Origin of the sequence: Mycobacterium sp., from assembly GCF_049608025.1 — a bacterium.
GTDB lineage: Bacteria > Actinomycetota > Actinomycetes > Mycobacteriales > Mycobacteriaceae > Mycobacterium.
The window spans coordinates 74,881-100,944 of sequence record NZ_JBMYXC010000002.1 but is presented as its reverse complement, the minus strand read 5'-3'; the positions used below and the strand labels follow the sequence as shown (position 1 = coordinate 100,944).

The window sequence follows — 26,064 nt, the reverse complement described above, 5'->3', positions numbered from 1 at the left end:
CGTGCCTGCGGCGAAAGTCATTGACGTCCAACAGCTTACCTTCAATTATCCCAAGACCGACGAGCCTGCCGTCCGGGCGATGGATTTCGCCGTGAGCCAGGGTGAGATCTTCGGTTTCTTGGGCCCAAGCGGCGCTGGCAAGTCCACCACCCAGAAACTGCTTATCGGCCTGCTGCGGGACCATGGTGGACAGGCCCTGGTATGGGGAAGGGATCCGCAGGCCTGGGGACCGGACTACTACCAGCGCATCGGGGTCTCCTTCGAACTGCCCAATCACTACCTCAAACTGACCGGTGCCGAGAACCTGCGCTTCTTCGCCTCGCTGTATGAGGGAAGCACGCTGGACCCAGCACACCTGCTCGATGCCGTCGGCCTTGCCGAGGCGGCTGATACCCGAGTGGGTAAGTACTCCAAGGGAATGCAGATGCGCCTGACATTCGCCCGGTCGTTGATCAATGATCCCGAGTTGCTGTTCCTGGACGAACCGACATCAGGCCTGGATCCGGTGAATGCGCGCACGGTCAAAGACATGATTCTGGATCTGAAGAAGCGCGGCCGTACCATCTTCCTCACCACCCACGACATGGCCACCGCCGATGAACTCTGCGATCGGGTGGCGTTCGTCGTCGATGGCCGCATCGTGGCTCTCGACAATCCCGCCGAATTGAAGATCGCCCGCGGGCAGCGCTTGGTGCGAGTGCAATATCGCGGCCCGCAGGGCGATCTGCAGACCTCGGATTTCCCCATGGACGGCCTTGCCCGGGATCCCGAATTCCATACCGTGCTGCGCGATTGTCATCTGGAAACGATTCATAGCAAGGAGGCCAGCCTCGACGACGTATTCGTTGATGTCACCGGCAGGAGCCTCGTGTGACAAGGTGGCTGAGCGCATTACGGTGGGAGGCCACCACGCAGATAAGGCAGCGGTTCGTCCATGCCGCGGTAATCTCCGGTCTGCTGTGGCTGGCGGTGTTACTGCCGATGCCGGAGCAGTTGCGTCCGATCGTCGAGCCCTACGTGCTGGTCGGCGACATCACCATCATCGGCTTCTTCTTCATCGGCGGTTCGGTGTTCTTCGAGAAGCAGGAACGAACTCTGGGCGCGGTGATCTGCAGTCCACTGCGATTCTGGGAGTACCTCTCGGTGAAAATCACCGTGCTCATGGCAGTTTCACTGTTCGTTGCCCTGGTCGTAGTAGTCGCGACCCGCGGCGCGGGTATCTTCCTGCTGCCGGTGGTGACCGGCGTCGTGCTGGGAACGCTGGTGATGCTGCTGGCCGGGTTCGCGTCGTCACTGCCGTTCTCGTCCGTCAGCGACTGGTTCCTGTCGACGACGGTGCCCCTGGTAGTCATGGCGCTGCCGATCCTGTACCTGTCCGGCGTGTGGCCCAGTCCCGTGCTGTATCTCATTCCGACACAGGGGCCACTGCTGTTGTTCGGGTCGGCATTCGATCAACTGACCCTGGCGCCGTGGCAGGTCACCTACGCCCTGGTGTATCCACTGGTGTGTGCCGCAGGCCTGTACTGGCTTGCGAAGTGGTTGTTCGGCCACTACGTCATCGAAAGGTCCGGGGTGCTGTGATGGTCGCCAGGTCAACGGCCCCGCTCCTGAACCCCCGCGCCTGGGCCGCGTTCGGCCGCAACGACACTCGCGGCACCTTCCGTGACCCGCTGCTGGTCGGGCTGGTGCTGGCTCCGGTGATCTGGACCGTTGGCGTGGCCGTGCTGGTGCCACCGCTGACCGAGACGTTGGCCCGGCGCTACGACTTCGACCTAGTGCCCTACTACCCCTTGGTGATTACCGCGCTGCTGCTGTTGACCAGCATCATCATCGCCGGCGGACTGGGGGCTTTTCTCGTCCTCGACGAGATCGACGCCGGCACTCTGACCGCCCTGCGGGTGACCCCGGTGTCGCTGAGCAGCTTCTTCGCCTACCGCGCCGCCACAGTAGTGGCCGTCACCACCGTCTACGTGGTGACTACGATGTCGTTCAGCGGAATTCTGGCACCCGGACTCGTGCCTGCGCTGATTCCCATCGGCATGATCGCCGGCCTGTCGTCGGTAGTTACCCTGCTGCTCATCGTCGCGGTGGCGAGCAACAAGATCCAGGGCATCGCCATGGTGCGTCTGCTGGGCATCGTTATCGCCGGATTGCCCTGCCTGCCTTGGTTCGTCGACTCGGCCTGGAACCTCGCTTTCGGCGTGCTGCCGCCCTATTGGCCGGCCAAGGCATTCTGGGTCGCCAACGAGCACGGCACCTGGTGGCCCTACCTGCTGGCGGGCCTCGTCTACAACCTGGCCCTCATCTACCTGTTGTTGCGGCGGTTCATCGCCAAGAACACCACCTGATCGAGGCTCGCCTACTCCGGTCGCCGCCGCAAGCCGCCGATCCCGGCCGCGATAGCCCCGAGGACCACCAGTCCGGCGCCGCCGAGAAGCGTGATGTTGAGCCATAGATGCAGGCTGTCCTCGGCGTGAGCCACCATGACCTCAGCGACGGTACGGATATCGCCGGTCGTGCGATTCAGTGCGCCCTCGACGTCGCGACGTCCAACCTCGATCCCGGCCCACCCGGCTGCCCCTACGAGGAGGGCCGAGACCCCAAGAGCAATAAGCGCTTTGCCTCGTGATCGGGCCGCGAGGAACGTCAGGGCAGCGAGTAGCGCGGTCACCAATGCCATTGCGCCACTGGCCCACGGGCCCCAGGTTGCCAGCCACCGAAGCTTTCCGGGCTGCAACTCGGGTGTGTTGACGGTGATGGGCACCGTCATCGTCTGGGGTACCTGGAGATCAAGGCTGCCGAGCGTTGCAGCGAAAGAAGGGTCCAACAGCATCGGCGCGACGTCGATCAGCCACTGGTCGGTGGAGTTTCCGCTGGGAACTGCCCCGGTGAACATCCACCGGTGCGCAATCCGGTTCGCTTGGGCGAATTGGCCGGGGAATCCGCTGTTTCGGGTGTAGGCGACCGCGACCTGGTCGACCAGTTCTGGGTTCAGCAGGTATCCGTTGTCGGCGCCCAGCGTGATCACCTGTTCGGTGAGCTCGCCGGCCATCGCTTCCTGAAGTCGCTGATCCTGGGCGGCCGTCGCCGCCAACGCGGCATAGCCGTCCTCGTCAACGATGGTCAGTTGTGCCCACAGCGCGGGCACCGCAATCGCCAGCGCAACTGTCGTGAGGAGCCAGAGCATCAGGGCAACCAGAAACCGCAACGGCCCTCCTTGCCGGACGCGCGGCCGACCTCAACTCAGCTGGTCGGCCTGGTTGACTACTTCGCCCCGCGCCGGGGGCCGATCAAGGCGAGCTTGGTCATCAGCGTGTTCATCCGACTGAGCGCCTTGTGGGAATTGTTGTAGTAGTTGCCGCCGGCGCCGACGTTGCTGCGCGGGGACACAATCACTTCCTGGCGACAGAACTTGCGCAGACCCTCAGCACCACCGAAGCGCACACCCATACCCGAGTTCTTCCAGCCACCCATCGGTGCGGTCGTACACATCAGGTTGGAGATTACGTCGTTGATGTTGACGGCGCCGCACTCCAACTGCACTGCAACGGCTTTCGCGCGCTCTACATCGCGGGAAAACACCGCGGCGGACAGCCCGTACTCACTGTCGTTGGCCAACCGGATGGCTTCGTCGACGCTGGCGACCTTCATGATCGGCAACGTGGGGCCGAACGTCTCCTCGGTCATGCACGCCATCGAATGATCCACGTCGACCAGCACGGTGGGCGGGTAGAAGTTGCCTGAATCCGCCGGACGTTCGCCACCGGTCAGTGCCTTCGCGCCCGCGGCCAGTGCCTCGCGGACATGTCGCTCGGTGACTGCCACTTGACGACCATCGATCAACGCGCCGAAGTCGTAGCCCTCGCCCGCGCCGTTCTTCAGCTTCTCCACGTCGCGCACCACGGCCTCGACGAACTGGTCGTACACCGACTCGAGCACATAGACCCGCTCGACCGACACGCAGGTCTGCCCGGCGTTGAACATCGCGCCCCACACCGCGGCGTGCGCTGCCAACTCGATGTCGGCGTCTTCCAGCACGATCATCGGGTCCTTACCGCCCAGTTCCAGGCTCACCGGCGTCAGTCGGCGCGCAGCGCGCTCCATCACTTTGACGCCGGTCGCGCTCGATCCGGTGAACTGGATGAAGTCGGAGTTGTCGATAACCGCCTCCGATGCCTCGCGGCCACCCTGCACCAGTGCCAACACCTCGGGCGCACCCGAGTCCAGCCAACCGCGCAGCAGCAGTTCCGCGGTCAGCGGTGTGCGCTCGGACGGCTTCAACAGCACCGCGCACCCGGCGGCGAGCGCGGCGATGGCATCCATCAGCGCGTTGGCGACCGGGTAGTTCCACGGCGCGATGATGCCGGTAACCGCGCGAGGCCGGTAGTGCACGGCGATCTTCTTGATCGCCAGGAACGGCAGCGATGCCGGGCGAGACTCCGGCGCAAGCAACTTCTCCATCGTCTTGATGTAGTACGAGGCGATCATGATGATCAGCGGCACTTCCTGGGCGGCATCCACCGCGGACTTGCCGGTCTCCTCGATCAACAGTTGCTCGATCTCGGCGCGATGCTCGCCGAGCCACACCGCGTAGCGGGCCAGCACCTTCGCTCGCCCCTTCGGGCCGCGTGCCTCCCATTCCTTCTGCGCGGTGCGCAGACCAGCCGCGACGTGGGGTACGTCAGCGGGGTCCGTCCAGCGCACTTCGCCGGCAATCGACCCCGTCGCCGGGTTCTTGACGGTGCCGGTGCCGGTGAACGGACTGGGCAGTTCCACATCGGGCGTCGCAGTCATCAGTCCATGCTAGCCACTCCTGCGATCCAGGTCGACGCGGGGTTGACACGTGTCAAGTTCGATGGCTCAGGGGTTACTCGCCCGCGATACCCCTGAGGTAGGCCGCCTGACCGAGGTGCTGTGCCGCATCGTCGATGATGCTGACGAGCCGCGCGCTCGCGGTCACCGGTGGGGTCCACCGCTCGTCCACGACCCGGGCCAGTTCGTCGGGCGATATCGAGGCGATGTACTCCAGCGACACCTTGTGCACGGCGTGGTAGTAACCGCCAAGCAGCTGCGCTGATGCGCGCACCTTGGCCACCTCTTCGGGGGTGTGACCATAGCCGTGCGCGTCGCGCGGCAGATCGAGGGCGAACCGGTCCACCCAGCCGTCGCGAAACCACACCTGCTCGATGTCTGCGATATCGCACAATTGCGCGTCCTGGATGCGGGCGCTGTGCCAGATCAACCAGGCGATCGTGTTGGCCTCTGGCGTCGGCCGATAGTAGGCAAGGGCTTCGGTGAGCCCGTCGGTCAGCTCGTCCACGTGCTCGATCAGGCGGGTGAAGGAGTCGCGGAGCAACTCGTGGGCCGCGGAGGTGGCGGCGTCAACCATGCGAGCCGGCACCGTTGGTTCCAAATCCGTCGATCATGAATTCACCGTACATTCGAGCCATGACATTCGACCTAGTCATTCGTGGCGGAACCATCGTCGACGGTCTCGGTGGCGAGCCGTTCGTCGGCGACGTGGCCGTACGCGACGGCGTCATCGCCGCCGTCGTCGGTGCAGACCAACCCATCGGCACCGCCGACCGGGTTCCGGACGCGGCGGGAGCCCGCGAGATCGACGCGACCGGCCTGCTCGTCACACCCGGCTTCGTCGACCTGCACACCCACTACGACGGTCAGGCCATCTGGTCGGACCGCATGACCCCATCGTCGGCGCATGGCGTGACGACCGCCGTGATGGGCAACTGCGGTGTCGGCTTCGCGCCGTGCCGGGCCGAGGATCACGACACGCTCGTCGATGTGATGGCCGGTGTCGAGGACATCCCCGGGGTCGTCATGGTCGACGGCCTCCCGTGGACGTGGGAGACGTTCCCCGAGTTCCTCGATGAACTCGACGGCCGATCGAGGGACATCGACGTCGCGGCCTTCCTGCCGCACTCACCGTTGCGCGTCTACGTGATGGGCCGACGGGGCGTCGAGCGGGAACCCGCTACAGCGGAGGATCTGGCCCTCATGCGCAAGCTCGCCGCCGAGGCGATACAGGTCGGCGCGCTGGGCTTCGCGTCGTCCCAACTAACCCTGCACAAGAGCGAAAGTGGCCATCCGATACCGAGTTATGGCGCCGCCCATGCCGAATTCGAAGCTATCGCCGAGGGCATCAAGGACAGTGGCGGCGGCTTGCTTCAGTTCGTACCCGACCTCGTCGCCGGTGACTACGAACCCGCGTTGAAGACGGTGTTCGACGTCGCCGAAGACGTCGGCCTGCCGGTGACGTTCACCCTTGCGGTCGGCAACGCCGGTGACCCCGTCTATGCCGACGCGCTCCTCATGGTCGAGAAGGCTAATCGCGATGTCGGGGCAACCGGGCCCCGCGTGACCGCGCAAGTCTTCCCGCGCCCCATCGGCCTGGTGATCGGCCTCGAGTTGTCCGGCAACCCTTTCGTGCTCTACCCGAGCTACCGGGAGATCGCTCACCTACCATTGGTTGAGCGCGTCGCAGAGATGCGTAAACCCGAAGTGCGGGAACGCATTCTGGCCGATAAACCGGCCAGCGACGGACATCCGCTGATGTTCGCCACTCAGGCCTGGGACTGGATGTTCCCGCTGGATGACCCGCCGAACTACGAGCCCGAACCCTCCCAGAGCATCGCAGCGCGCGCCGACGCCCGTGGGGTGAGCCCGCTCGAAGAGGCGTATGACCGGGTGCTCGACGACGACGGTCACGCGATGCTGCTCATCACGCTGGCCAACTTCCGCGATGCCTCACTGGACACCGTCGCCGAGTTGATCCGGCGCGACGACGTGGTACTCGGACTGGGCGACGGCGGCGCGCATTACGGAATGATCTGCGACGCGAGCTTCCCCACCTACATGCTGGCGCACTGGGCCCGGGATCGCGCATCGGGCCGTCTGACCGTGGCCGAGGCGGTGCGCGAGTTGACGTCAGTACCCGCCCGGGTCGCGGGCCTTGCCGACCGTGGCCGCCTCGCCGTCGGCTACAAGGCAGACCTCAACGTCATCGACCACGCCGCTCTGACCCTGCACAAGCCGGTGATCGCCTACGATCTGCCCGCAGGCGGCCGCCGGCTCGACCAGACCGCAGACGGCTACGTCGCGACCGTCGTCTCCGGCGAGGTGATCGCCGAGAACGGAGTGCCCACCGGGTACCTTCCCGGAAAGCTGATCAGGGGCCGCCAAGCTTCCCCCGACCGAGCGTGAAGCCATTCGCACGGCGGACCGCGAGCGTGCCGATAACTTCACGCCCGCCGCTGAGCGCCCCACGCTCACTGAGCGCCCGCACCCACTGAGCGCCCGCACCCACGCACGAAAAAGCCCGGCTCGCATGTGAGCCGGGCTTTCCCGTGTTCGTGAAATGCAGCTTCGGACTAGAAGTCCATGCCACCCATGCCACCGGTCGGGTCGCCACCCATGGGTGCAGCGGCGGCCTTCTCCGGCTTGTCGGCCACGACGGCCTCGGTGGTGAGGAACAGCGCCGCGATGGACGCCGCGTTCTGCAGCGCAGAGCGGGTGACCTTCACCGGGTCGGCAACGCCGGCCTTGAGCAGGTCCTCGTACTCCACGGTCGCGGCGTTCAAGCCGTGACCGGCGGGAAGGTTGCTCACCTTCTCCGCGACGACACCCGGCTCCAGACCACCGTTGAGGGCGATCTGCTTGAGCGGGGCCGACAGCGAGACCCGGACGATGTTGGCCCCAGTGGCCTCGTCGCCCTCCAGTTTCAGCTCGTCCAGCGAGGGCGCCGATTGCAGCAGGGCCACGCCGCCACCGGCGACGATGCCCTCCTCGACGGCGGCCTTCGCGTTGCGGACGGCGTCCTCGATGCGGTGCTTGCGCTCCTTGAGCTCCACCTCGGTGGCAGCTCCGGCCTTGATCACCGCAACACCGCCGGCCAGCTTGGCCAGACGCTCCTGCAGCTTCTCGCGGTCGTAGTCGGAGTCGCTGTTCTCGATCTCGGCACGAATCTGGGCCACCCGGCCCTGGATCGCGTCGGCATCGCCGGCACCCTCGATCACGGTGGTCTCGTCCTTGGTCACGACGACCTTGCGGGCGGTACCCAGCATCGCGATGTCGGCGGTTTCGAGGGACAGACCGACCTCTTCGCTGACTACCTGACCACCTGTGAGGATCGCGATGTCCTGCAGCATGGCCTTGCGACGGTCACCGAAGCCCGGAGCCTTGACGGCGACGGACTTGAAAGTGCCGCGGATCTTGTTGACCACCAGGGTCGACAGGGCCTCGCCCTCGACGTCCTCGGCGATGATCAGCAACGGCTTGCCGGCCTGGATGACCTTCTCCAGCAGCGGCAGCAGATCCTTGACGGTCGACACCTTGGAGCTGACCAGCAGGATGTAGGGATCCTCCAGGACGGCTTCCTGACGCTCGGCGTCAGTCACGAAGTAGCCCGAGATGTAGCCCTTGTCGAAGCGCATACCCTCGGTGAGCTCGAGCTGAAGGCCGAAGGTGTTGGACTCCTCGACGGTGATGACACCCTCGTTGCCCACCTTGTCCATCGCCTCGGCGATGAGCTCACCGATTTGGATGTCGCCGGCCGAGATCGCGGCCGTGGCAGCGATCTGATCCTTGGTCTCGACCTCCTTGGCGCTCTTGAGGAGACCTTCCGTGACTTTTTCCACGGCCTTCTCGATGCCGCGCTTGAGGCCGAGCGGGTTGGCACCCGCCGCAACGTTGCGCAGGCCCTCGCGGACCAGCGCCTGGGCCAGCACGGTGGCCGTGGTGGTGCCGTCGCCGGCGACGTCGTCAGTCTTCTTGGCGACCTCTTTGACCAGCTCAGCGCCGATCTTCTCGTAGGGGTCCTCCAGCTCGATCTCCTTGGCGATGGACACGCCATCGTTGGTGATCGTGGGAGCGCCCCACTTCTTCTCCAGGACGACGTTGCGACCCTTGGGCCCCAGCGTCACCTTTACCGCGTCGGCGAGGGCGTTAAGTCCCCGCTCGAGGCCACGGCGGGCCTCTTCGTCATACGCAATTGTCTTGGCCATTGCGAAGTGTTTCCTCCGGATTGGGGATGCACGTCTTGCTGGTCGGGCGCAGTGCCCGCGACGGACGGCCTGGGTGTGCCCCGCAGGTGCGGACCCAGGCCTCACCGTCCCGACCTAGCACTCGCCGGTCGCGAGTGCCAACGTCATTCTTAGCACTCGGCCTGGGCGAGTGCAAGGAAGGCCCGGTGCCCGGTGCCGAAACGACACGCGGCGCCGGACACGCCGGACGAATATGCAATCGCGGAACCGCCTGCCCTAGACTGCATTCCGGTCGAGAGGAGGCTTCGGGTGCGGGCTGACGCAGCGCCCAGCACCCAGGCTCTGCGGGGCTGGCAGCGACGGGCGCTGGTGAAATATCTCGCCGCCAGACCGCGCGATTTTCTCGCGGTGGCGACCCCGGGCGCCGGCAAGACGGCATTTGCGCTGCGGGTCATCACCGAGCTGCTCACCGAGGGCGCCATCGAGACAGTCACCGTCGTCGTCCCCACTGAGCACCTCAAGATCCAGTGGGCCCGGGCCGCCGCGCAGCACGGCATCGCGCTGGACCCGAAGTTCTCCAACTCCAACTCGCAGAACTCGTCGGAGTACCACGGCGTCGTCGTCACCTACGCCCAGGTCGCCAGCCATCCCACCCGGCACCGGGTGCGCACCGAGAACCGCAAGACGCTGGTCGTCTTCGATGAGATCCATCACGGCGGCGACGCCAAGAGTTGGGGTGAGGCCATCCGTGAGGCGTTCGACGACGCAACCCGGCGGCTGGCACTCACCGGTACCCCGTTTCGCAGCGACGACAATGCCATCCCGTTCGTCACCTACGAAGGCGACGGTGCGGGGTTCAGACAATCGAAGGCCGACCACGCCTACGGCTACTCAGACGCGCTCGCCGACGGGGTCGTCCGGCCGGTGATGTTCATGGCCTACTCCAGCGAGTCCCGGTGGCGCGACAGCGCGGGTGCGGAACACGCGGCCCGCCTCGGCGAACCACTGACCGCCGAGCAGACCGCCCGAGCGTGGAAGACGGCGCTCAATCCGGCCGGCGAATGGATGCCCGCTGTCATCTCCGCGGCCGACACCCGCCTGCGGGGTCTGCGCCAGCACGTGCCCGATGCCGGCGGCATGATCATCGCCTCCGACCAGGCCGCGGCCCGCGCCTACGCCGACCTGCTGCGCACCATCACCGGCGAGGCACCCACCGTGGTGCTCTCCGACGACAAGGGCTCCTCGGACCGAATCTCGAAGTTCGCGGCGGGCACCTCACGGTGGCTGGTGGCCGTGCGCATGGTGTCCGAGGGCGTCGATGTGCCACGACTGGCCGTCGGCGTCTACGCCACCAGTGCATCGACGCCGCTGTTCTTCGCCCAGGCGATCGGCCGGTTCGTGCGATCGCGGCAGCCCGGTGAATCCGCCAGCATCTTCCTGCCCTCGGTGCCGAACCTCCTGCTGCTCGCCAGCGAGATGGAGGCCCAGCGCAATCACATCCTCGGTAAGCCGCACCGCGAGACGCTCGAGGACCCACTCGACGCCGAACTGGCCGAGCAGAAGCGCGACGAGCCTGACGATGCGGACACCGGGATCGAATACCTCGGGGCCGACGCCGAACTCGATCAGGTCATCTTCGACGGTTCGTCGTTCGGCACCGCGACGCCTGCGGGCAGCGACGAGGAGGCCGACTACCTCGGCATTCCCGGTCTACTGGATGCCGCGGCAATGCGAGACCTATTGCGGCGCAGGCAAAAAGCGCAGCTCACCAAGCGGACTGCCGGCAATGAGGCACCGCGACCGTCGACGCACGGCCAGCTGCGCGAGTTGCGTCGCGAGCTCAACACGCTGGTGGCGGTGGCCCACCACCGCACCGGCAGATCGCACGGTTGGATTCACAACGAGCTGCGACGAATTTGTGGCGGTCCCCCTATCGCCGCGGCCACCACAGATCAGCTCAAGGCCCGGATCGAGGCCACGCGTACGCTGGCCCGGAAGTACTCGGAGTGAGGCTAAAGAATGTCGAAGGTGCTGGTCACCGGTTTTGGACCCTACGCGGATACACCGACGAACCCTGCCCAACGGGCCGCTGAAGCTGTGGACGGCAGCGTCATTGCCGGGGCTTCGGTGGTAGCTCGGATCGTTCCGGGCGCCTACTTCGAGGCCATCGAGGCCACCGTGCACGCGGTGGAAGAGCAAAGTCCCGATCTGTTGATCATGCTCGGCGAGTTCGGTGGCCGCGCCATGATCACCGTTGAACGGTTGGCGCAAAACCTCAACGACTGCGCGCGGTACGGCGTGGCCGACACCGCCGGCAAGGTGTTGGGCGGTGAACCCACCGCGCCCGACGGTCCGGTCGCCTATTGGTCGACCACTCCCAACCGCGCCATGGTGGTCGCGATGCGCCGCGCCGGGGTCCCGGCCGACTTATCCGATGCCGCCGGCACTTTCGTGTGCAACCACTTGATGTACGGAATGCTCCACCACATCGCCGTCAATAACCTACCGATCCGGGCGGGCTGGCTGCACCTGCCGTATCTGCCCGAGGTCGCCGCCCTCGACCGTAACCTGGGCGCTCCCAGCATGTCGGTGGATACGCTGGCGTCTGGTGTCGCCGCCAGTATCGAGGCGGCCCTCACATGCGATGTCGACATCAGCGAACCGTTCCTGTCGCGCTTGCAGATCTAGCCGACCATCGGTCACCGGCATGACCACCCAATGATTCTCAACAGCAACGGCTTTCGCCTGAGTAGCCAATTCCTGGGATTTCCGGGCTGACCACTTCGATGATTTCGGCGTGGTTCTCGTCGCTGAGAGTTGACAACCACGCCGAATCCGCTAACACCCCAGCAGCTCCGGAAGGTCGCTCACCGAGTCGATGACGTAATTGGGTTGCATCGCGAATTCATCTGCGGCCCAACGGTCCAGGGTGTCCTGACGGAACTTGCCGGTACGCACCAGCACTCCGGTCATTCCGACCACCTGGGCGGCGAGCACGTCGTTATTGAGGTCATCGCCGACCATGTGCATCTCGTCGGGGTCGACGCCGAGCCGCCCAGCGGCGGACAGGAAGCCCTCGGGCGCCGGCTTGCCGACAGCGGTGACGTGGCGCCCTGAGGTCTGCTCCATCCCGATCAGGTACATGCCGGTGTCGATGCGCAGACCGTCGGCGGTGGTCCAGGCGGTACTGCGGTGCATGGCCACCACGGGAACCCCTTGAGCCATCCAGTCGTAGACCCAGGACAGGGTGAGGTGGCTGAACGCCGGCCCGGCACCGCCGAGCAGCACCACGTCGGGGGTCTCCGGCGCGCGCTGCCCGGTGAACTCGCTGGAGTACACCAGATCGATCCCGGGCATGTCCTCGGCGATTTGGCCGCTGTTGACCAAGAAGCACCGGGCATCGGGGTAGCGACTGCGGACATAGTCCGCCGTCAGAACGGCGGCGGTGATCACCTCGTCAGCGCTGACGTTCATCCCGGCGTCGGTCAGCAGTTGGGCGATCTGTCCGCGGGTTCGGGTGGTCGTGTTGGTCAGGTAAGCGCAGGCGACCTGGTTGTCGGCCAACGTGCGCAGCGTCTCGGCCGCGCCGGGAATCGGTTCCCACGAGGTCACCAGCACGCCATCGATGTCGAAGAGCACGCCACCGATAGCCATGGTGCGACAGTAAACCGCGTTACGGGGAGCGCAACTGGAAATCGGGTTGGTTCCGGGCCCACCGGGTAGCACCTACCCACGGGGACGTCACCGCTGCCATCGACCAGGCCAGGTCAGCGGGCACGTCGATGACCTCGTAGCGCTTCACCCCGGCCGCGGTCGCGGCGATCAACGTGGCCACCCCGGCCCTGCGTTGCAGCACCGTCTGGCGCACCGTCCACCCGACGATGCCGGCGGCGGACACGCAGTCGCGGCGTCGCACCAGGCTGCCCGCCCGGGCCACCAGCCAGCCGCCGCCCACCCGATGCCCGAGCGACCGGGACCGATCGACGGCCAGAAAAGCGCTGAACAGCACCAGCACCGCCAGCGCCGGCCACGTCCAGGCGGGCGCACCCACGGTAGCGGTCAGGACCACCAGCACGAGGGCCACAACAGCAGGTAACGCCATCGCCCTGTTCCAGCGCCGACGGGTGGCCACCGATCCATGCGGCGTCACCGCGCCGGTGACCGCGTCCGGTTCGGAGATGAGGTCGGCCAGCACCGACTCGGCGGTACGCCGCGGGCACGGTGGAAGAAGTTGTGACGCCTCCCCCACCCCGGCGACGCCGGTCATCACGGCGTCCAGTCGCGCGCCGCCGAAGAGGCGTACCAGCAGCGGTTCGCGCAGCGAGCCGCCGCGCAGCCGGCGCATGTCGAAAGTGCTCTCCCTAACGCGCAGCAGACCATTCGACAGATGTAGCAGGTCGGCGTCACGCCGCAGCTCCAGGTTGGCGTAGGTCAGAAGTGACTGCGACACCGAGAGCGCCACCGAGGCGGTGAGTATCACCGCCGCACCGACCAAGAAGCTGCCGACCGCGCCCATCGCCTCGAACAATCCGGTACCCGCCCGAACGGCGCGGGAGTCCCGAAGGGCGGCAAGCACTCCCGCCTGGGAGAGCACACCGATTGTCCCCGCGATCATCAGCAGCCCGGTGAAGGTCAGCGGGCTGTAGCGCAGCCAGGACAGCTGCCAGCGGGCCAGCACCCGGCCTGATGTTCCGGCGGGGCCGATACCCGCCGGGCCGATGTGAGCCGGCGATTCGGCCAACAGGGTGGCCCGCAGCGCCGGCACCTCCCGTGCGGGCACCGCGTCCAGCGCGAAGGACGTGTCCCCGGCGGCTTCCTGCCCAGTGCTCACCCGCAGCACCGTCAGGCCGAGCACCCGGTGCAGCAGCCGTGCGTCGGTAGACACCGAACGAATCCTGTTGCGTGGTACGGAGAGCACCTTTCGCTGCAGGACGCCGCTGCGCAACTGCACCTCCTCGGAGCCGATGCGGTAGGTCGTGGTGAACCATCGCGCCAGCCCGTAGCCCACGACGAGGCCGACGCCGACCACCGCCCAGACCGGGTTGCCGGTCGCGGACCCGAGCACCAGCGACCCGATCAGGACCGGAATCTGGCGCAGCACCTCATGCACCGGATGCACGAGGAGCATTCGGGGACTCAGGCGTATCCATTCCTGACCCCCGAGCCAATCCGGCCCTGCCGCCTGAGTCATGTGGCGTCCTCGCCCCCGAGTGCGGCGATGTCGGTGAGCCGGCTCACCACCCGGTCGGCGACGTCGGCGTCCAGCGCAACGATGCGCACCGCGCCGGCCGACGAGGCCGTCGTCACCGTCACGTTGGCCAACCCGAAGACCCGATCAAGCGGACCCCGATGCGTGTCCACGGTCTGAACCCGCGAGATCGGGGCGATCCGTCGCTCTTGGGTCAGCCAACCCGATCGGGTGTACACCGCGGTGGGATCGACGTCCCACCGGTGCACGCGGTACCGCCACAATGGGACCACCACCACGAACACCGCGATTCCGAGTACCGTGCCGAGCAGCGCCAACACATGCAGCCAGGTCGGACGCGGGTCGACGGCGAACCACACCGCCTGCGCCACCACCAAGAACAGCCACGGGATTGCCGCCCCGAGTGCCCACACCATCGGTGCCTTGGGGCTCGGGCGATGCGTCGGTTCACCGAGATCCATGTGTCGAGCATGACCTATGCGCGCCGACGTATGTTGAACTCATGAGCGCTAAGTGGACGACAGCCGATATACCCGATCAATCCGGCCGCGTGGCCGTCGTCACCGGAGCCAACTCCGGGATCGGATACGAAGCCGCGTCCGTGCTGGCCGCCAACGGCGCCCACGTCGTGGTGGCGGTGCGCGACCTCGGCAAGGGCAAGCAGGCCGTCGACGAGATCGCCCGTGGCCATCCGGGCGCCGATCTCGCCGTACAGGAACTCGACCTGTCGTCCCTGGCCAGCGTGCGCGCTGCTGCGGCGGCGATGCGTGCGACGTACCCGCGGATCGACCTGCTGATCAACAACGCCGGGGTCATGTACCCGCCGAAGCAGAGCACCGCCGACGGCTTCGAATTGCAGTTCGGCACCAACCATCTCGGCCACTTTGCGCTGACCGGTCTGCTGCTGGATCGACTACTCGGCGTCGAGGGTTCGCGAGTGGTTACCGTGGCCAGCATCGCCCACAACATCCAGGCCGACATTCATTTCGACGATCTGCAATCCGACCGCAGCTACAACCGCGTCGCCGCTTACGGTCAATCCAAGCTCGCGAATCTCATGTTCACCTACGAGCTAGACCGCAGGCTGTTGGCCGGCGGCGCGAAGACCATTGCCGTCGCCGCCCATCCTGGCATTTCGAACACTGAGCTCATGCGCCATGTCCCCGGCTCCGGACTGCCCGGCTTCCATCTGCTCGCCGGACTGGTCACCAACAGCCCGCCGATCGGCGCGCTTGCGACGCTGCGGGCCGCGACCGATCCTGCAGCGAGGGGCGGCCAGTACTTCGGGCCTTCGGGCTTCCGCGAGTTGGTGGGCCACCCGGTGGTGGTGCAATCCACCGGCAAGTCACACGACGCCGCGGTGCAGCAACGTTTGTGGACGGTGTCCGAGGACCTGACCGGCGTGAAGTTCCCAACGTGAAATCCTCAGTGTGATGCGCTCCGTCGATGAGCATCGGCAGCTGGTTGCCGCCCTGATCTCCGCACGACCGCCGATGACACTGCCGGTCACCCACAGCACCGCAGCGTTGGGCCTCGTTCTCGCCGAGGATGTGGTCGCACCGTTGTCGCTGCCCGGTTTCGACAACTCCGCGATGGACGGCTACGCCGTCATCGTCGACGACATCGCGACGGCGTCCGAGGACACCCCCGTGCGTCTTCCCGTCACCGAGGACATTCCGGCCGGCCGCACGGACCCCACGACTATCACCGCCGGTACCGCGCAGCGGATCATGACCGGTGCGCCGCTGCCCGCGGGGGCAACGGGGGTGGTGCCCGTGGAGGCCACCGACGGCGCGATCGACACCGTCACCATCCGCGCGAGCGTCCGGCCGGGCCAACACATCCGCCGGGCGGGCGAGGACGTCACCTCAGGTGCGACGGTGTTACGGACCGGTCAGGCGGTCACGCCCGCCGTGCTGGGCCTGGCGGCCGCACTCGGACTGGCCGAGCTGAGCGTGGTACCGCGCCAACGGGTGCTGGTGATGTCGACCGGAACCGAGTTGGTGGCACCGGGTACGCCGCTAGAGCCGGGTCAGATCTACGAGTCCAACGCGGTGATGCTGGCGGCCGCGGTACGCGAGGCGGGCGGCGAAGTGGTGGCAGCGCCGATGACCGGTGACGACGTCGACGTGTTCCGCGAGACACTGCGCGGCTGGACTGGCTGTGGCGGTGACCGGGTCGACCTGATCATCACCACCGGCGGTGTCAGCGCGGGGGCCTATGAGGTGGTCAAGGACGCATTGTCGGGAACCGTCGAGTTCGTCAAAGTCGCGATGCAGCCCGGAATGCCGCAGGGCGCTGGGACTTTCGGGGACGCCGACGGAGAGGACGCCAAAGGAGAGGACGCCAAAGGAGAGGACGCTGCCGCAACGCCCACTGTCACGGCGCCCATTGCCAGGACGCCCATTGCCAGGACGCCCATTGTCACGCTGCCCGGCAACCCGGTCAGTGCGCTGGTGTCCTTCGAGGTGTTCGTCCGGCCGGCGCTGCGTGCCGCCATGGGGCTGCCGAACCCCGACCGGCCGCGGCGCACCGCGATACTGGCCGAGAATCTCACTTCGCCACGCGGCAAGCGACAGTTTCGTCGCGGCGTGCTGGAAGACGGCCCAGCCGCAGCCACGGTGACCAGCTACGGGCCTCCGGCCTCGCATCATCTGCGTTGGCTGGCCTCGGCGAACTGTCTGCTCGAACTCGCCGAGGACACCGTCGAGGTTGCTGCCGGCCAGCGTGTGCAGGTGTGGGACCTGCGCTAGTTTCTCCGCGTGCCAGCGCTCGCCAACGGCTGCACCGTAGAATCGCTGCACGATGGCCAGACGCCCCGACCTCAAAACAGGCCCAGCGCGGCTGGTAGCCCTGGTTCGTTCCACCGTGCCCCCGATGCACCCCGAAGGCTTGCCGTTCGTCGGCGTGAGCCTGGCGGTCGCACTGGCGGGGCGTCGGAACCGCTGGCTGCGCCGCGCCGGACTCGCCTCCGCGGCAGCCAACGCCGCATTCTTTCGTCACCCGCCGCGCCGGCCTCCGACCCGCCCGGGCCTGGTGGTCGCACCGGCCGACGGGCTCATCTGCCTGGTCGACGAAGAGATACCACCGAGTGAACTCGGTCTTGCCGCGACGCCGGTGCCGCGCATCAGCATCTTCCTGTCCCTACTGGACGCTCACGTCCAACGAGCGCCGATCGGTGGTGAAGTCACTGCCGTGGCGCACCGCCCCGGCCTGTTCGTCTCCGCCGATCTGGCGTCGGCCAGTGCAGACAACGAGCGCAACAGCGTCGTGATCCGTTCCCCTGAGGGGGCCGAGGTCGTCGCGGTGCAGATCGCCGGCCTGCTCGCGCGCCGGATCGTCTGCGACGTCAAACGCGGCGACAGCATCGGTATCGGCGACACCTATGGTCTGATCCGGTACGGCTCGCGACTGGACACCTACCTGCCCGCGGGGTCCAACATCCTGGTGGAGGTCGGGCAGCGGGCTCTGGCCGGCGAGACCGTGCTGGCCGAGCTGTCATGATCAAGCCCCGCAAACACCGCATCAAAACGCCGGTCATGAGCGTCCGAATCCTGCCCAGCGCGATGACGGTCGCCGCAATCTGCTTCGGTCTGAGCTCAGTCAAATTCGCGCTCGAGGGCCGATCCACAGAGGCGATGGCATTCCTGGCGATCGCGGCGATCCTGGACGCGCTCGATGGTCGAGTGGCCCGGGCGCTCAAAGTGAGCTCGCGCATGGGCGCGGAGATCGACTCGCTCGCGGACGCCGTGAACTTCGGTGTTGCACCGGCTTTCATCGTGTACGGCACGCTGCTGTCCACGTCACGGATCGGCTGGATCGTGGTGCTGCTCTACGCGGTGTGCATCGTGCTGCGGTTGGCGCGCTTCAACGCGATGCTCGACCTCGACAAACCCGACTACGAGAAGAAGTACTTCGTCGGCATGCCCGCCCCCGCAGGGGCGATCGGGGCGATCGGGCCACTGGCGGCAAAAATGCAGTTCGGCGACGGCTGGTGGACCTCAGAGCCGGCCGTCGTGATCTGGATGATCACCCTCTCGCTGTTGGTGGTCAGCACCCTGCCGATGCGCAAGATTCACACCTTCGCGGTGCCGCCCAGCATGGTCGCGCCGCTACTGGCACTGCTGGCCATCGGCGTGGCCGCCGCGATCCTGTACGGCTACCTGGTGATCCTGGTGATCATCGTGGCCTACGTCGTGCACATCCCGTTCGCCATCCGCACCCGGCGATTCCTTGCCGCGCACCCCGAGGTCTGGGACGACAAGCCGCGCCAGCAACGCGCCGCGCGGCGGGCCATCCGTCGCGCCCAGCCACATCGTCGGTCGATGATGCGCCTGGGTCTGCGTAGGCCACCGAGGGGCTGACGTGTCTGCCGGCACACACCTCACGCTCACCGCTCGGCTCAACACCTCTGCGCTGGACAACCGGCGCGGCGTAATCCGTCTCCATCCGGAAGCCATTGCCGCGCTCGGGATCCGGGAATGGGATGCGGTGTCTCTGACCGGAGCGCGGACAACTGCCGCCGTAGTCGGTGTCGCTCCCGCCGGGACACCGACCGGTAGCGCACTGTTCGACGACGTCACGCTGTCGAACGCCGGTCTGCGCGAGGACGCGTCAGTACTCGTCACGCCGGTCAGCGTTTGTGGCGCCCGCTCCGTCACGCTCAGCGGCTCCAGGCTGGCCACCCAGTCGATCACCGCAGCTACTTTGCGGCAGGCACTGTTGGGCAAGGTGATGACGGTCGGTGACACGGTCTCGCTGCTGCCCCGCGACCTTGGGCCGGGCACGTCGAATTCGGCGGCCAGCGCCGCGCTGGCATCCTCGGTCGGTATCACCTGGACCTCCGAGCTACTGACCGTGACGGGCGTGGATCCGGTCGGACCCGTGAGCGTACAACCCAATTCGCTGGTCAGCTGGGGCGTATCGGTGCCCTACGGTCCGAAAGTCAGCGGCCCGGATGCCGTCGGCCCAGATTCTGTTGTCCAGGATTCTGCTGCCACTCGCGCCGAGCGGCCAGCCGCTCTCCCGACGACGCCGACTGTGGCATTCGACGATCTCAAGGGGGCCCATGTCCAGGCAGGCAAGCTGACAGAGTGGCTCAAGCTGGCTCTCGATGAGCCTGAACTGCTCGAAACATTGGGGGCAACAGCAAGTCTCGGCGTTCTGGTTTCCGGCCCGGCCGGCGTCGGCAAGGCCACGATGGTACGGGCAGTATGCGTCGGTCGGCGGCTCGTTGAGTTGGATGGACCTGAGATCGGTTCGCTGGCAGCCAATGACAGGCTCTCGACGGTAGCCGACGCGGTCGCGACCGCCGGCTCTCCGAACGATGGCGGCGGCATACTCCTGATCACCGACGTCGACGCGCTCCTTCCCGCGACCGCCGAACCGGTCGCGGGGCTGATCCTGGCGGAGCTCCGAAAGGCTGTCGCCGCCAAAGGTGTCGCGTTCATTGCCACCTCCGCTGTTCCCGACAACCTCGACATGCGCCTGCGGGCGCCGGATCTGTGCGACCGGGAGCTCGGACTGAGCCTTCCCGACGGCAACACGCGCACGCAGTTGCTCGAAGTACTCCTTCGCGGCGTACCCGGAAAGGATCTGGATCTCGCCGAAATATCCAATCGTACACCAGGTTTCGTAGTTGCCGACCTGGCCGCACTGGTGCGCGAGGGTGCGCTGCGGGCCGCGGCGAGGGCCAGCCAGGACGGTGCTGCACCTGAACTCACACAGCAGGATCTGACGGGTGCGCTGAGCGTCATCCGGCCGTTGTCGCGTTCCGCCACAGAAGAGTTGGCTCTCGGTTCGGTGACGCTCGACGACGTCGGGGACATGGTCGACACCAAGCGGGCGCTCACCGAGGCGGTGTTATGGCCGCTGCAGCATCCCGAAACGTTCCAGCGCCTCGGCGTGCAGCCGCCTCGGGGTGTGCTGCTCTACGGCCCGCCCGGATGCGGCAAGACGTATGTGGTGCGAGCGCTCGCCAGCTCGGGCCGCCTGAGCGTGCACGTGGTCAAGGGCGCCGAACTGATGGACAAGTGGGTCGGCTCGTCGGAAAAGGCAGTGCGCGAATTATTCAGCCGTGCCAGGGATTCAGCGCCCTCGTTGGTTTTCCTCGACGAGCTCGACGCGCTGGCGCCCCGGCGCGGGCAGAGCTTCGATTCCGGGGTGACCGACCGGGTGGTGGCCGCATTGCTGACCGAGCTCGACGGCATCGAACCGCTGCATGACGTGGTGGTGCTGGGCGCGACGAACCGCCCGGATCTCATCGATCCGGCGTTGTTGCGGCCGGGCCGGCTGGAGAAGCTGGTGTTTGTCGAACCGCCCGATGCCGATGCCCGCAGCCAGATTCTCGGTGCCGCGGGAAAATCAGTGCCTTTGGTCTCAGAGGGCCCCGACGCCGTCGACCTCGACACCTTGGCTCGCGATCTCGACGGCTACAGCGCCGCGGACTGCGTGGCGCTCCTGCGCGAGGCCGCGCTGACGGCGATGCGACGCTCGATCGACGCCGCCGACGTCACCGGCGCCGATGTCGCCACCGCACGCGAGGCGGTGCGGCCGTCCCTCGATGCCAAACAGGTCGAGTCGCTTCGAGAGTTCTCCGCCTCACACTGAGCTCGCTTGCCGCCACCAGCGGCTGGTGTGCGGTGAGATCGCCCGGATCCCAGTTCTGACGATCTGAGCGCCCACTACGCGCGGGCCAGCCTTCGCCTGCTGCGAGCCACCCGCAGCACCATCGGGGCGCGACCGCTGGCGAAGCTGCCCTAGACTAGGGCGGCGCTGCCGACCCCGACGAGACGGAGCCATGCTCGCCATCCTCGCTGCCCATGCAGTCGCCACCCTGTTGGCTCCGCTGCTCGTGCACCGCTGGGGGCGGACAGCCTTCTATCCCCTGGCCCTGGTACCGCTGGTCTCGCTTGTCTGGGTGGCGCTGAATTGGCCCGGCGAGGATCGGGCGCAGACCGTGAATGTGCCGTGGGTGCCCGGGCTGTCGATGGACATCGCGCTGCGCTTCGATGCGCTCGCGGCCATCATGAGCCTGCTGGTGCTCGGCATCGGGGCGCTGGTGCTGTTCTACTGCGCCGAATACTTCCACCACTGCGACGGTCACAAGGAGAAACGGCTCCCCAGCTTCGCCGCCGAACTCGTCGCGTTCTCCGGCGCGATGTTCGGCCTGGTCACCAGCGACAACATGCTGGTGCTCTATGTGTTCTGGGAGATCACCACGGTCTTGTCGTTCCTGCTGGTCGGGCACTACGCCGAACGAGCGACGAGTCGCCGGGCCGCGACGCAGGCGCTGTTGGTGACGACCTTCGGCGGTCTGGCGATGCTGGTCGGCATCATCGTGCTGGGCAACATCGCGGGGACCTATCTACTGTCCGAGCTGATCGCCAACCCGCCGACCAGCCTGGCCGCCTCGGTAGCGGTGGTGTTGATACTGGTGGGTGCGCTGTCGAAATCGGCGATCGTGCCGATGCACTTCTGGCTGCCCGGCGCGATGGCCGCGCCGACCCCGGTGAGCGCCTACCTGCACGCAGCGGCGATGGTCAAGGCAGGCGTCTACCTGATCGCACGGATGACGCCGGGTTTCGCCGACTCCCCAGAATGGCGGCCGACCGTAGTGACGCTGGGCCTGCTGACGATGGTGCTGGCGGGCTGGCGCGCCATCCGCGAGTACGACCTGAAGCTGATCCTGGCGTTCGGCACCGTCAGCCAACTCGGCCTGATCACCGTCATGGTCGGTTCCGGGGGCAGCGAGATGATGCTGGCCGGTCTGGCAATGCTGTTCGCTCACGCCATGTTCAAGGCCGCACTGTTCATGGTTGTCGGGATCATCGACCACACCACCGGCACCCGCGACATCCGCAGGCTCGCCTGGCTGGGCGACCGCAGCAAGGCGCTCCTCATCATCGCCGCCGCGGCCACCGCCAGCATGGCCGCGCTACCGCCGTTCTTCGGATTCGTCGCCAAGGAAGCCGACCTCGACACGGTGCTGCACAGCCCAACGCTGGGTGGCGCGGCCCCGTTCGTCCTGGCCGGAATCGTAGTCGGATCGGTGCTGACCACCGTGTATAGCCTGCGGTTTATTTTGGGTGCGTTCGGCCGCAAAGGCTTGCCGCAGCCCAGCACCCGAGTCGCCGAGATGCACCGGCCCAAGCTCACCTTTCTGGTCCCGCCGGCCATCCTGGCCGCCGCCGGCCTCCTGTTCGGTCTCTGGCCCGCCTGGCTGAACAACATCCTCGACGACTACGCCGACACAGTGCCCGACCCCGCCGGCTACGTCTCGGACTACTACCTGGCGCTGTGGCACGGCTTCAACCTGCCGCTGGGATTGTCGGCGCTCGTACTGGCCTCGGGCACCGCGGTGTACTTCGGTCGCGGCCGGCTTCCCCGAGTGGGGTTCCTGCCACTGGCCAACGCCGACCGCAGCTACGACGCCGTGCTGCGGGGCGCCGACGTGATGTCGGTCCGGCTGACCGCGGTCACCCAGCGCGGCTCCATCCCGGCGACGCAGTCGATCATCTTGGCGACCCTGGTATTGCTGCCGGTCACGGTGCTGGCGCTGGGCGCCCGCGACCGGCCCGAGTTCGAACTGTGGGATTCACCTCCCCAGGCGGTGGTCGGGCTGCTGATGCTGGCCGCCGCCCTCGGTGCCACCGTGATGCGCAACCGCCTGGCGGCGGTGCTACTGGTCGGCGTGACCGGATACGGCTGCGGGGCGATCTTCGCCTTCCACGGCGCTCCCGATCTCGCCCTGACTCAGTTCCTGGTGGAGACACTGACATTGGTCGTCTTCGTGCTCGTGCTGCGCACCCTTCCCGCCGAGACCGGAGCCGCCGACATCAAACGGTTCCGGGTTCCGCGCGCCGCCCTCGCGATCGCGGTCGGGGCGACCGTCACCACCCTCGCGGCGTTCGCGATGGCCGCCCGCTCCGGCAGACCGATCGCCGATCTGCTGCCCGATGCCGCGTATCTGCGTGGCCACGGCTCCAATACCGTCAATGTGCTGCTCGTGGACATCCGGGCCTGGGACACCATGGGAGAGGTCGCGGTGCTTCTCGTCGCCGCGACGGGCGTCGCGTCCATGGTGTTCCGCAACCGGCGGTTCGGCACGGCACCCAGAGTCCAGGATGTGCGGGACGCCGGTGAGCCCGGCACCGGCCAGCCTGATAGCAGCCCACCCAAGGCTTTCGCCCAGGTCAGCCCCGCCGTCGGCGACATCACGTGGTTGCGCGGCAGCGGATTGCGGGACCCGCGGCACCGGTCCCTGGTGCTGGAAGTGGCCACCCGGCTGATTTTCCCGGTGATGATGGTGCTGTCGGCGTACTTCTTCTTCGCCGGGCACAACACACCCGGCGGCGGCTTCGCCGGCGGTCTGATGGCCGGCCTGGCTTTGGTCCTGCGATACCTCGCGGGTGGCCGCTACGAACTGGGTGAGACGCTGCCGTTGGACGCGGGCAAGATCCTGGGGGCCGGGTTGACGCTGGCCGCGGGCACCGCAGCCGCCTCCCTATTGGTCGGGGCACCCGCACTGTCCTCAGCGCTGATCGAAGTCGACGTGCCCGTCCTGGGCACCGTCAAGTTCGTCACCGCCTTGTTCTTCGATCTCGGGGTTTATCTGATCGTGGTGGGCCTGGTGCTCGACGTGTTGCGCAGCCTCGGAGCGCGTATCGATGAGGAGATCAGCGAGCAGGAGCGTAGGGCGGTGCGGCGATGAGCGACTGCGCGACGAACAGAGGACAACAGTGACCACCTACCTGTTTCCACTGATCATCATCGGCGGCCTGACCACCACCGGGGTCTATCTGTTGCTCGAACGGAGCCTGACCCGAATGCTGTTGGGGCTGCTGCTGATCAGCAACGCGATCAACCTGCTGATCCTCTCGGCCGGTGGTCCACGGGGGAACCCCCCGGTACGCGGACGCACCAGCGCGGGCGAGACGACCACCGCGGATCCGTTGGCACAGGGGCTGATCCTGACCGCGATCGTGATCACCATGGGCATAGCCGCGTTCGTGCTGGCTCTCACGTATCGGTCTTACCGGTTGAACACCGTCGAGGAAGTCGGCAACGATCCCGAAGACACCCGGGTGTCGCAGCGGACCGGCACGGAGTCCTTCGACGCCGACAACCGTCCAGGGCCCGATCGCACCCGCGACACCGATCTGCCCGACGAACTCGACGCGCTACCCGGGTTCGAGGGTTCCCGATGAACTCGCTGATGCTGAATCCCCATCTGGCCCAAGTGCTGACGCCGTTGCCGGTGCTCGTCCCATTGCTCGCCGCGGCGATAACATTGTTCGCCGGCCGCCAGCCCCGACTGCAGCGGGCCATCACAGTGCTCGCACTATCGCTGATGGTCGCCATCTCGGCTGCCCTGGTCTACCTCGCCGACCGTGACGGCACGATCGCTTTGCAGGTCGGCGGCTGGGGTCCCACCGAACCTGGCATGGGCCCCCTCGGTATCACGCTGGTGGTCGATCGATTGTCGGCACTGATGCTCCTCGTGTCGTCGATCGTCCTGCTCGCTGTCGTCTTCTATGCCATCGGTCAGGGCATCCGCGACGGTGACGGGCGCCAGCCGGTGTCGATCTTCCTGCCGACCTATCTGGTCCTTTCGGCCGGCGTGTGCATGGCTTTCCTGGCCGGCGACCTGTTCAACCTTTTCGTCGGCTTCGAGGTCCTGCTGAGCGCGAGCTTCGTCCTGCTGACCATCGGCGCCAGTAAGGAACGGGTGCGGGCGGGCATCTCCTACGTGATGGTGTCGATGGTCTCCTCGATGGTGTTCCTGTTGGGCATCGGACTGGTATATGCCGCGACCGGGACGCTCAACATGGCCGAGTTGTCTGTCCGACTCGGCGACGTCGGAGACGGCACCCGGACGGCGCTGTTCGCGGTGCTACTGGTCGCGTTCGGCATCAAGGCCGCGGTGTTCCCGCTGTCGGCGTGGCTGCCGGACTCCTACCCGACCGCCCCCGCGCCCGTCACCGCCGTGTTCGCCGGCCTGCTCACCAAGGTCGGTGTCTATGCCATCATCCGAGCGCATTCGCTGCTGTTCCCCGGCGGTGAGATGGACCAGGTGCTGCTGGTAGCCGGGTTGCTGACGATGGTGGTCGGCATTCTCGGCGCGATCGCCCAGAGCGAAATCAAACGACTGCTGTCCTTCACCCTGGTCAGCCATATCGGCTACATGGTCTTCGGCATCGCGCTGTCCACCGAGCTCGGGATGTCGGGCGCCATCTTCTATGTGGCACATCACATCCTGGTCCAGACGACACTGTTCCTGGTTGTCGGTTTGATCGAACGGCAGGCGGGGGCATCGACGCTGCAGCGTCTGGGCGGACTCGCCGCGGCGAGTCCATTGCTGGCCTTCGTCTTTGTCGTCCCGGCTCTGAATCTGGGCGGGATTCCGCCCTTCTCGGGCTTCATCGGGAAGGTAGCGCTGCTGGAGGCAGGCGCGCAGGTCGGATCAGTGCTGGCCTGGACTCTGGTCGCCGGTAGCGTCATCACCAGCCTGCTGACGCTGTACGTCGTGACCAGGGTGTGGACGAAGGCGTTCTGGCGTTCCCGCGACGACGCGCCAGAGGGCCATCTGTCGGCATCCGCCCCCACGGCGCTGTTGGACAACACCGAGGAATCGATGGACATCGCACTGGTGGAACGGGACGACGTGGGCCGGATGCCGGTCGGCATGCTGGCACCGACGGGTGCGCTGATCACGGTGGGCCTGCTGCTGTCGGTGCTGGCGGGTCCGATCTTCGCCTACACCGAACGCGCCGCCGACGAAGTCCTCGACCGGGGCCAGTACATCAGCGCAGTACTCGGGGAGCCATGATGAGCGCCCGCGCGAAGAGCAGCGGA

Annotated in this window: 21 protein-coding genes; 14 read left to right on the top strand and 7 right to left on the bottom strand. The window is 66.7% G+C overall.

The window, feature by feature from the left end; genetic code table 11:
* The first annotated feature begins 1 nt into the window (after nt 1).
* Genes ACPGXI_RS01285 through ACPGXI_RS01275 form a run of 3 tightly spaced genes read left to right on the top strand, consistent with a single transcriptional unit; the run spans nt 2 to nt 2,348 of the window.
* Entirely contained in the window at nt 2-874 is an 873-nt protein-coding gene (locus ACPGXI_RS01285; protein WP_526649002.1) for an ATP-binding cassette domain-containing protein, read from the top strand.
* Complete coding sequence (locus ACPGXI_RS01280; RefSeq protein ID WP_526649000.1) at nt 871-1,581, top strand: fluoroquinolone export ABC transporter permease subunit; 711 nt, start codon at nt 871-873, stop codon at nt 1,579-1,581. Before ACPGXI_RS01285 ends, ACPGXI_RS01280 begins: the two co-directional genes overlap by 4 nt.
* Nucleotides 1,581-2,348, top strand: coding sequence for an Rv2686c family ABC transporter permease subunit (locus ACPGXI_RS01275; RefSeq protein WP_526648998.1), 768 nt, complete (start codon nt 1,581-1,583; stop codon nt 2,346-2,348). The genes ACPGXI_RS01280 and ACPGXI_RS01275 overlap by 1 nt, the downstream gene beginning before the upstream one ends.
* 11 nt (nt 2,349-2,359) lie before the next feature.
* Here the strand turns inward: ACPGXI_RS01275 and ACPGXI_RS01270 are convergent, their stop codons facing one another.
* The 3 genes from ACPGXI_RS01270 to ACPGXI_RS01260 form a co-directional block, all read right to left on the bottom strand.
* A complete protein-coding gene (locus ACPGXI_RS01270; protein WP_526648996.1) occupies nt 2,360-3,208 on the bottom strand; it encodes a hypothetical protein in 849 nt (282 codons plus the stop codon).
* 56 nt (nt 3,209-3,264) lie between these two features.
* Entirely contained in the window at nt 3,265-4,794 is a 1,530-nt protein-coding gene (locus tag ACPGXI_RS01265; protein ID WP_526648994.1) for an aldehyde dehydrogenase family protein, read from the bottom strand.
* A gap of 73 nt (nt 4,795-4,867) precedes the next feature.
* On the bottom strand, nt 4,868-5,389 hold the full coding sequence (locus ACPGXI_RS01260) for a mycothiol transferase (protein ID WP_526648992.1): 522 nt from the start codon (nt 5,387-5,389) through the stop codon (nt 4,868-4,870).
* A 59-nt stretch (nt 5,390-5,448) separates the two neighbouring features.
* Between ACPGXI_RS01260 and ACPGXI_RS01255 the strand changes: the two genes are divergently transcribed.
* The gene (locus ACPGXI_RS01255; RefSeq protein WP_526648990.1) at nt 5,449-7,221 is read left to right on the top strand and encodes an N-acyl-D-amino-acid deacylase family protein; all 1,773 of its coding nucleotides are present in this window, start codon (nt 5,449-5,451) and stop codon (nt 7,219-7,221) included.
* A gap of 167 nt (nt 7,222-7,388) precedes the next feature.
* Here ACPGXI_RS01255 and groL read toward each other — a convergent pair whose 3' ends face one another.
* The gene (gene groL, locus ACPGXI_RS01250) at nt 7,389-9,020 is read right to left on the bottom strand and encodes a chaperonin GroEL (protein WP_526648988.1); all 1,632 of its coding nucleotides are present in this window, start codon (nt 9,018-9,020) and stop codon (nt 7,389-7,391) included.
* Between the two features lie 288 nt (nt 9,021-9,308).
* Between groL and ACPGXI_RS01245 the strand changes: the two genes are divergently transcribed.
* Both ACPGXI_RS01245 and pcp read left to right on the top strand, forming a co-directional pair.
* Nucleotides 9,309-11,009: a DEAD/DEAH box helicase gene (locus tag ACPGXI_RS01245; protein WP_526648986.1), complete on the top strand. Its 1,701-nt coding sequence runs from the start codon at nt 9,309-9,311 to the stop codon at nt 11,007-11,009.
* A gap of 9 nt (nt 11,010-11,018) precedes the next feature.
* Nucleotides 11,019-11,687, top strand: a complete 669-nt coding sequence (gene pcp / locus ACPGXI_RS01240) for a pyroglutamyl-peptidase I (RefSeq protein WP_526648984.1) — start codon at nt 11,019-11,021, stop codon at nt 11,685-11,687.
* 150 nt (nt 11,688-11,837) lie between these two features.
* Here pcp and ACPGXI_RS01235 read toward each other — a convergent pair whose 3' ends face one another.
* The 3 genes from ACPGXI_RS01235 to ACPGXI_RS01225 are packed head-to-tail and all read right to left on the bottom strand — an operon-like array spanning nt 11,838 to nt 14,669.
* The gene (locus tag ACPGXI_RS01235) at nt 11,838-12,653 is read right to left on the bottom strand and encodes an HAD-IIA family hydrolase (RefSeq protein ID WP_526648982.1); all 816 of its coding nucleotides are present in this window, start codon (nt 12,651-12,653) and stop codon (nt 11,838-11,840) included.
* Nucleotides 12,654-12,672: 19 nt separating this feature from the next.
* A complete protein-coding gene (locus ACPGXI_RS01230; protein WP_526648980.1) occupies nt 12,673-14,190 on the bottom strand; it encodes a PH domain-containing protein in 1,518 nt (505 codons plus the stop codon).
* Entirely contained in the window at nt 14,187-14,669 is a 483-nt protein-coding gene (locus ACPGXI_RS01225; RefSeq protein ID WP_526648978.1) for a PH domain-containing protein, read from the bottom strand. The genes ACPGXI_RS01230 and ACPGXI_RS01225 overlap by 4 nt, the downstream gene beginning before the upstream one ends.
* A gap of 41 nt (nt 14,670-14,710) precedes the next feature.
* On the opposite strand from ACPGXI_RS01225, the gene ACPGXI_RS01220 reads away from it, so the two are divergent.
* The 8 genes from ACPGXI_RS01220 (at nt 14,711) to ACPGXI_RS01185 (ending at nt 26,038) form a co-directional block, all read left to right on the top strand.
* On the top strand, nt 14,711-15,628 hold the full coding sequence (locus ACPGXI_RS01220) for an oxidoreductase (RefSeq protein ID WP_526648976.1): 918 nt from the start codon (nt 14,711-14,713) through the stop codon (nt 15,626-15,628).
* A 13-nt stretch (nt 15,629-15,641) separates the two neighbouring features.
* On the top strand, nt 15,642-16,961 hold the full coding sequence (moeA, locus tag ACPGXI_RS01215; RefSeq protein ID WP_526648974.1) for a molybdopterin molybdotransferase MoeA: 1,320 nt from the start codon (nt 15,642-15,644) through the stop codon (nt 16,959-16,961).
* A gap of 52 nt (nt 16,962-17,013) precedes the next feature.
* Entirely contained in the window at nt 17,014-17,712 is a 699-nt protein-coding gene (locus tag ACPGXI_RS01210) for a phosphatidylserine decarboxylase (protein ID WP_526648972.1), read from the top strand.
* Nucleotides 17,709-18,572 carry a CDP-diacylglycerol--serine O-phosphatidyltransferase gene (gene pssA / locus ACPGXI_RS01205; protein WP_526648970.1) on the top strand — a complete coding sequence of 288 codons (864 nt, stop codon included), beginning with the start codon at nt 17,709-17,711 and terminating at the stop codon, nt 18,570-18,572. The genes ACPGXI_RS01210 and pssA overlap by 4 nt, the downstream gene beginning before the upstream one ends.
* A 1-nt stretch (nt 18,573) precedes the next feature.
* The gene (locus ACPGXI_RS01200; RefSeq protein ID WP_526648968.1) at nt 18,574-20,817 is read left to right on the top strand and encodes an AAA family ATPase; all 2,244 of its coding nucleotides are present in this window, start codon (nt 18,574-18,576) and stop codon (nt 20,815-20,817) included.
* Nucleotides 20,818-21,007: 190 nt separating this feature from the next.
* Nucleotides 21,008-23,920: a Na+/H+ antiporter subunit A gene (locus ACPGXI_RS01195; protein WP_526648966.1), complete on the top strand. Its 2,913-nt coding sequence runs from the start codon at nt 21,008-21,010 to the stop codon at nt 23,918-23,920.
* 28 nt (nt 23,921-23,948) lie between these two features.
* Nucleotides 23,949-24,416: a Na(+)/H(+) antiporter subunit C gene (locus ACPGXI_RS01190; protein WP_526648964.1), complete on the top strand. Its 468-nt coding sequence runs from the start codon at nt 23,949-23,951 to the stop codon at nt 24,414-24,416.
* Between the two features lie 8 nt (nt 24,417-24,424).
* A complete protein-coding gene (locus ACPGXI_RS01185) occupies nt 24,425-26,038 on the top strand; it encodes a Na+/H+ antiporter subunit D (protein WP_526649143.1) in 1,614 nt (537 codons plus the stop codon).
* The last annotated feature ends 26 nt before the right edge of the window (nt 26,039-26,064 follow it).

Bases quoted from the DNA above. Each gene is read 5' to 3' on its own strand.
- ACPGXI_RS01275 (WP_526648998.1), top strand. From the start codon at position 1,581: ATGGTCGCCAGGTCAACGGCCCCGCTCCTGAACCCCCGCGCCTGGGCC.
- ACPGXI_RS01265 (WP_526648994.1), bottom strand. From the start codon at position 4,794: ATGACTGCGACGCCCGATGTGGAACTGCCCAGTCCGTTCACCGGCACC.
- ACPGXI_RS01260 (WP_526648992.1), bottom strand. From the start codon at position 5,389: ATGGTTGACGCCGCCACCTCCGCGGCCCACGAGTTGCTCCGCGACTCC.
- ACPGXI_RS01255 (WP_526648990.1), top strand. From the start codon at position 5,449: ATGACATTCGACCTAGTCATTCGTGGCGGAACCATCGTCGACGGTCTC.
- groL (WP_526648988.1), bottom strand. From the start codon at position 9,020: ATGGCCAAGACAATTGCGTATGACGAAGAGGCCCGCCGTGGCCTCGAG.
- pcp (WP_526648984.1), top strand. From the start codon at position 11,019: ATGTCGAAGGTGCTGGTCACCGGTTTTGGACCCTACGCGGATACACCG.
- ACPGXI_RS01235 (WP_526648982.1), bottom strand. From the start codon at position 12,653: ATGGCTATCGGTGGCGTGCTCTTCGACATCGATGGCGTGCTGGTGACC.
- ACPGXI_RS01230 (WP_526648980.1), bottom strand. From the start codon at position 14,190: ATGACTCAGGCGGCAGGGCCGGATTGGCTCGGGGGTCAGGAATGGATA.
- ACPGXI_RS01225 (WP_526648978.1), bottom strand. From the start codon at position 14,669: ATGGATCTCGGTGAACCGACGCATCGCCCGAGCCCCAAGGCACCGATG.
- ACPGXI_RS01220 (WP_526648976.1), top strand. From the start codon at position 14,711: ATGAGCGCTAAGTGGACGACAGCCGATATACCCGATCAATCCGGCCGC.
- moeA (WP_526648974.1), top strand. From the start codon at position 15,642: ATGCGCTCCGTCGATGAGCATCGGCAGCTGGTTGCCGCCCTGATCTCC.
- ACPGXI_RS01210 (WP_526648972.1), top strand. From the start codon at position 17,014: ATGGCCAGACGCCCCGACCTCAAAACAGGCCCAGCGCGGCTGGTAGCC.
- pssA (WP_526648970.1), top strand. From the start codon at position 17,709: ATGATCAAGCCCCGCAAACACCGCATCAAAACGCCGGTCATGAGCGTC.
- ACPGXI_RS01195 (WP_526648966.1), top strand. From the start codon at position 21,008: ATGCTCGCCATCCTCGCTGCCCATGCAGTCGCCACCCTGTTGGCTCCG.
- ACPGXI_RS01185 (WP_526649143.1), top strand. From the start codon at position 24,425: ATGCTGAATCCCCATCTGGCCCAAGTGCTGACGCCGTTGCCGGTGCTC.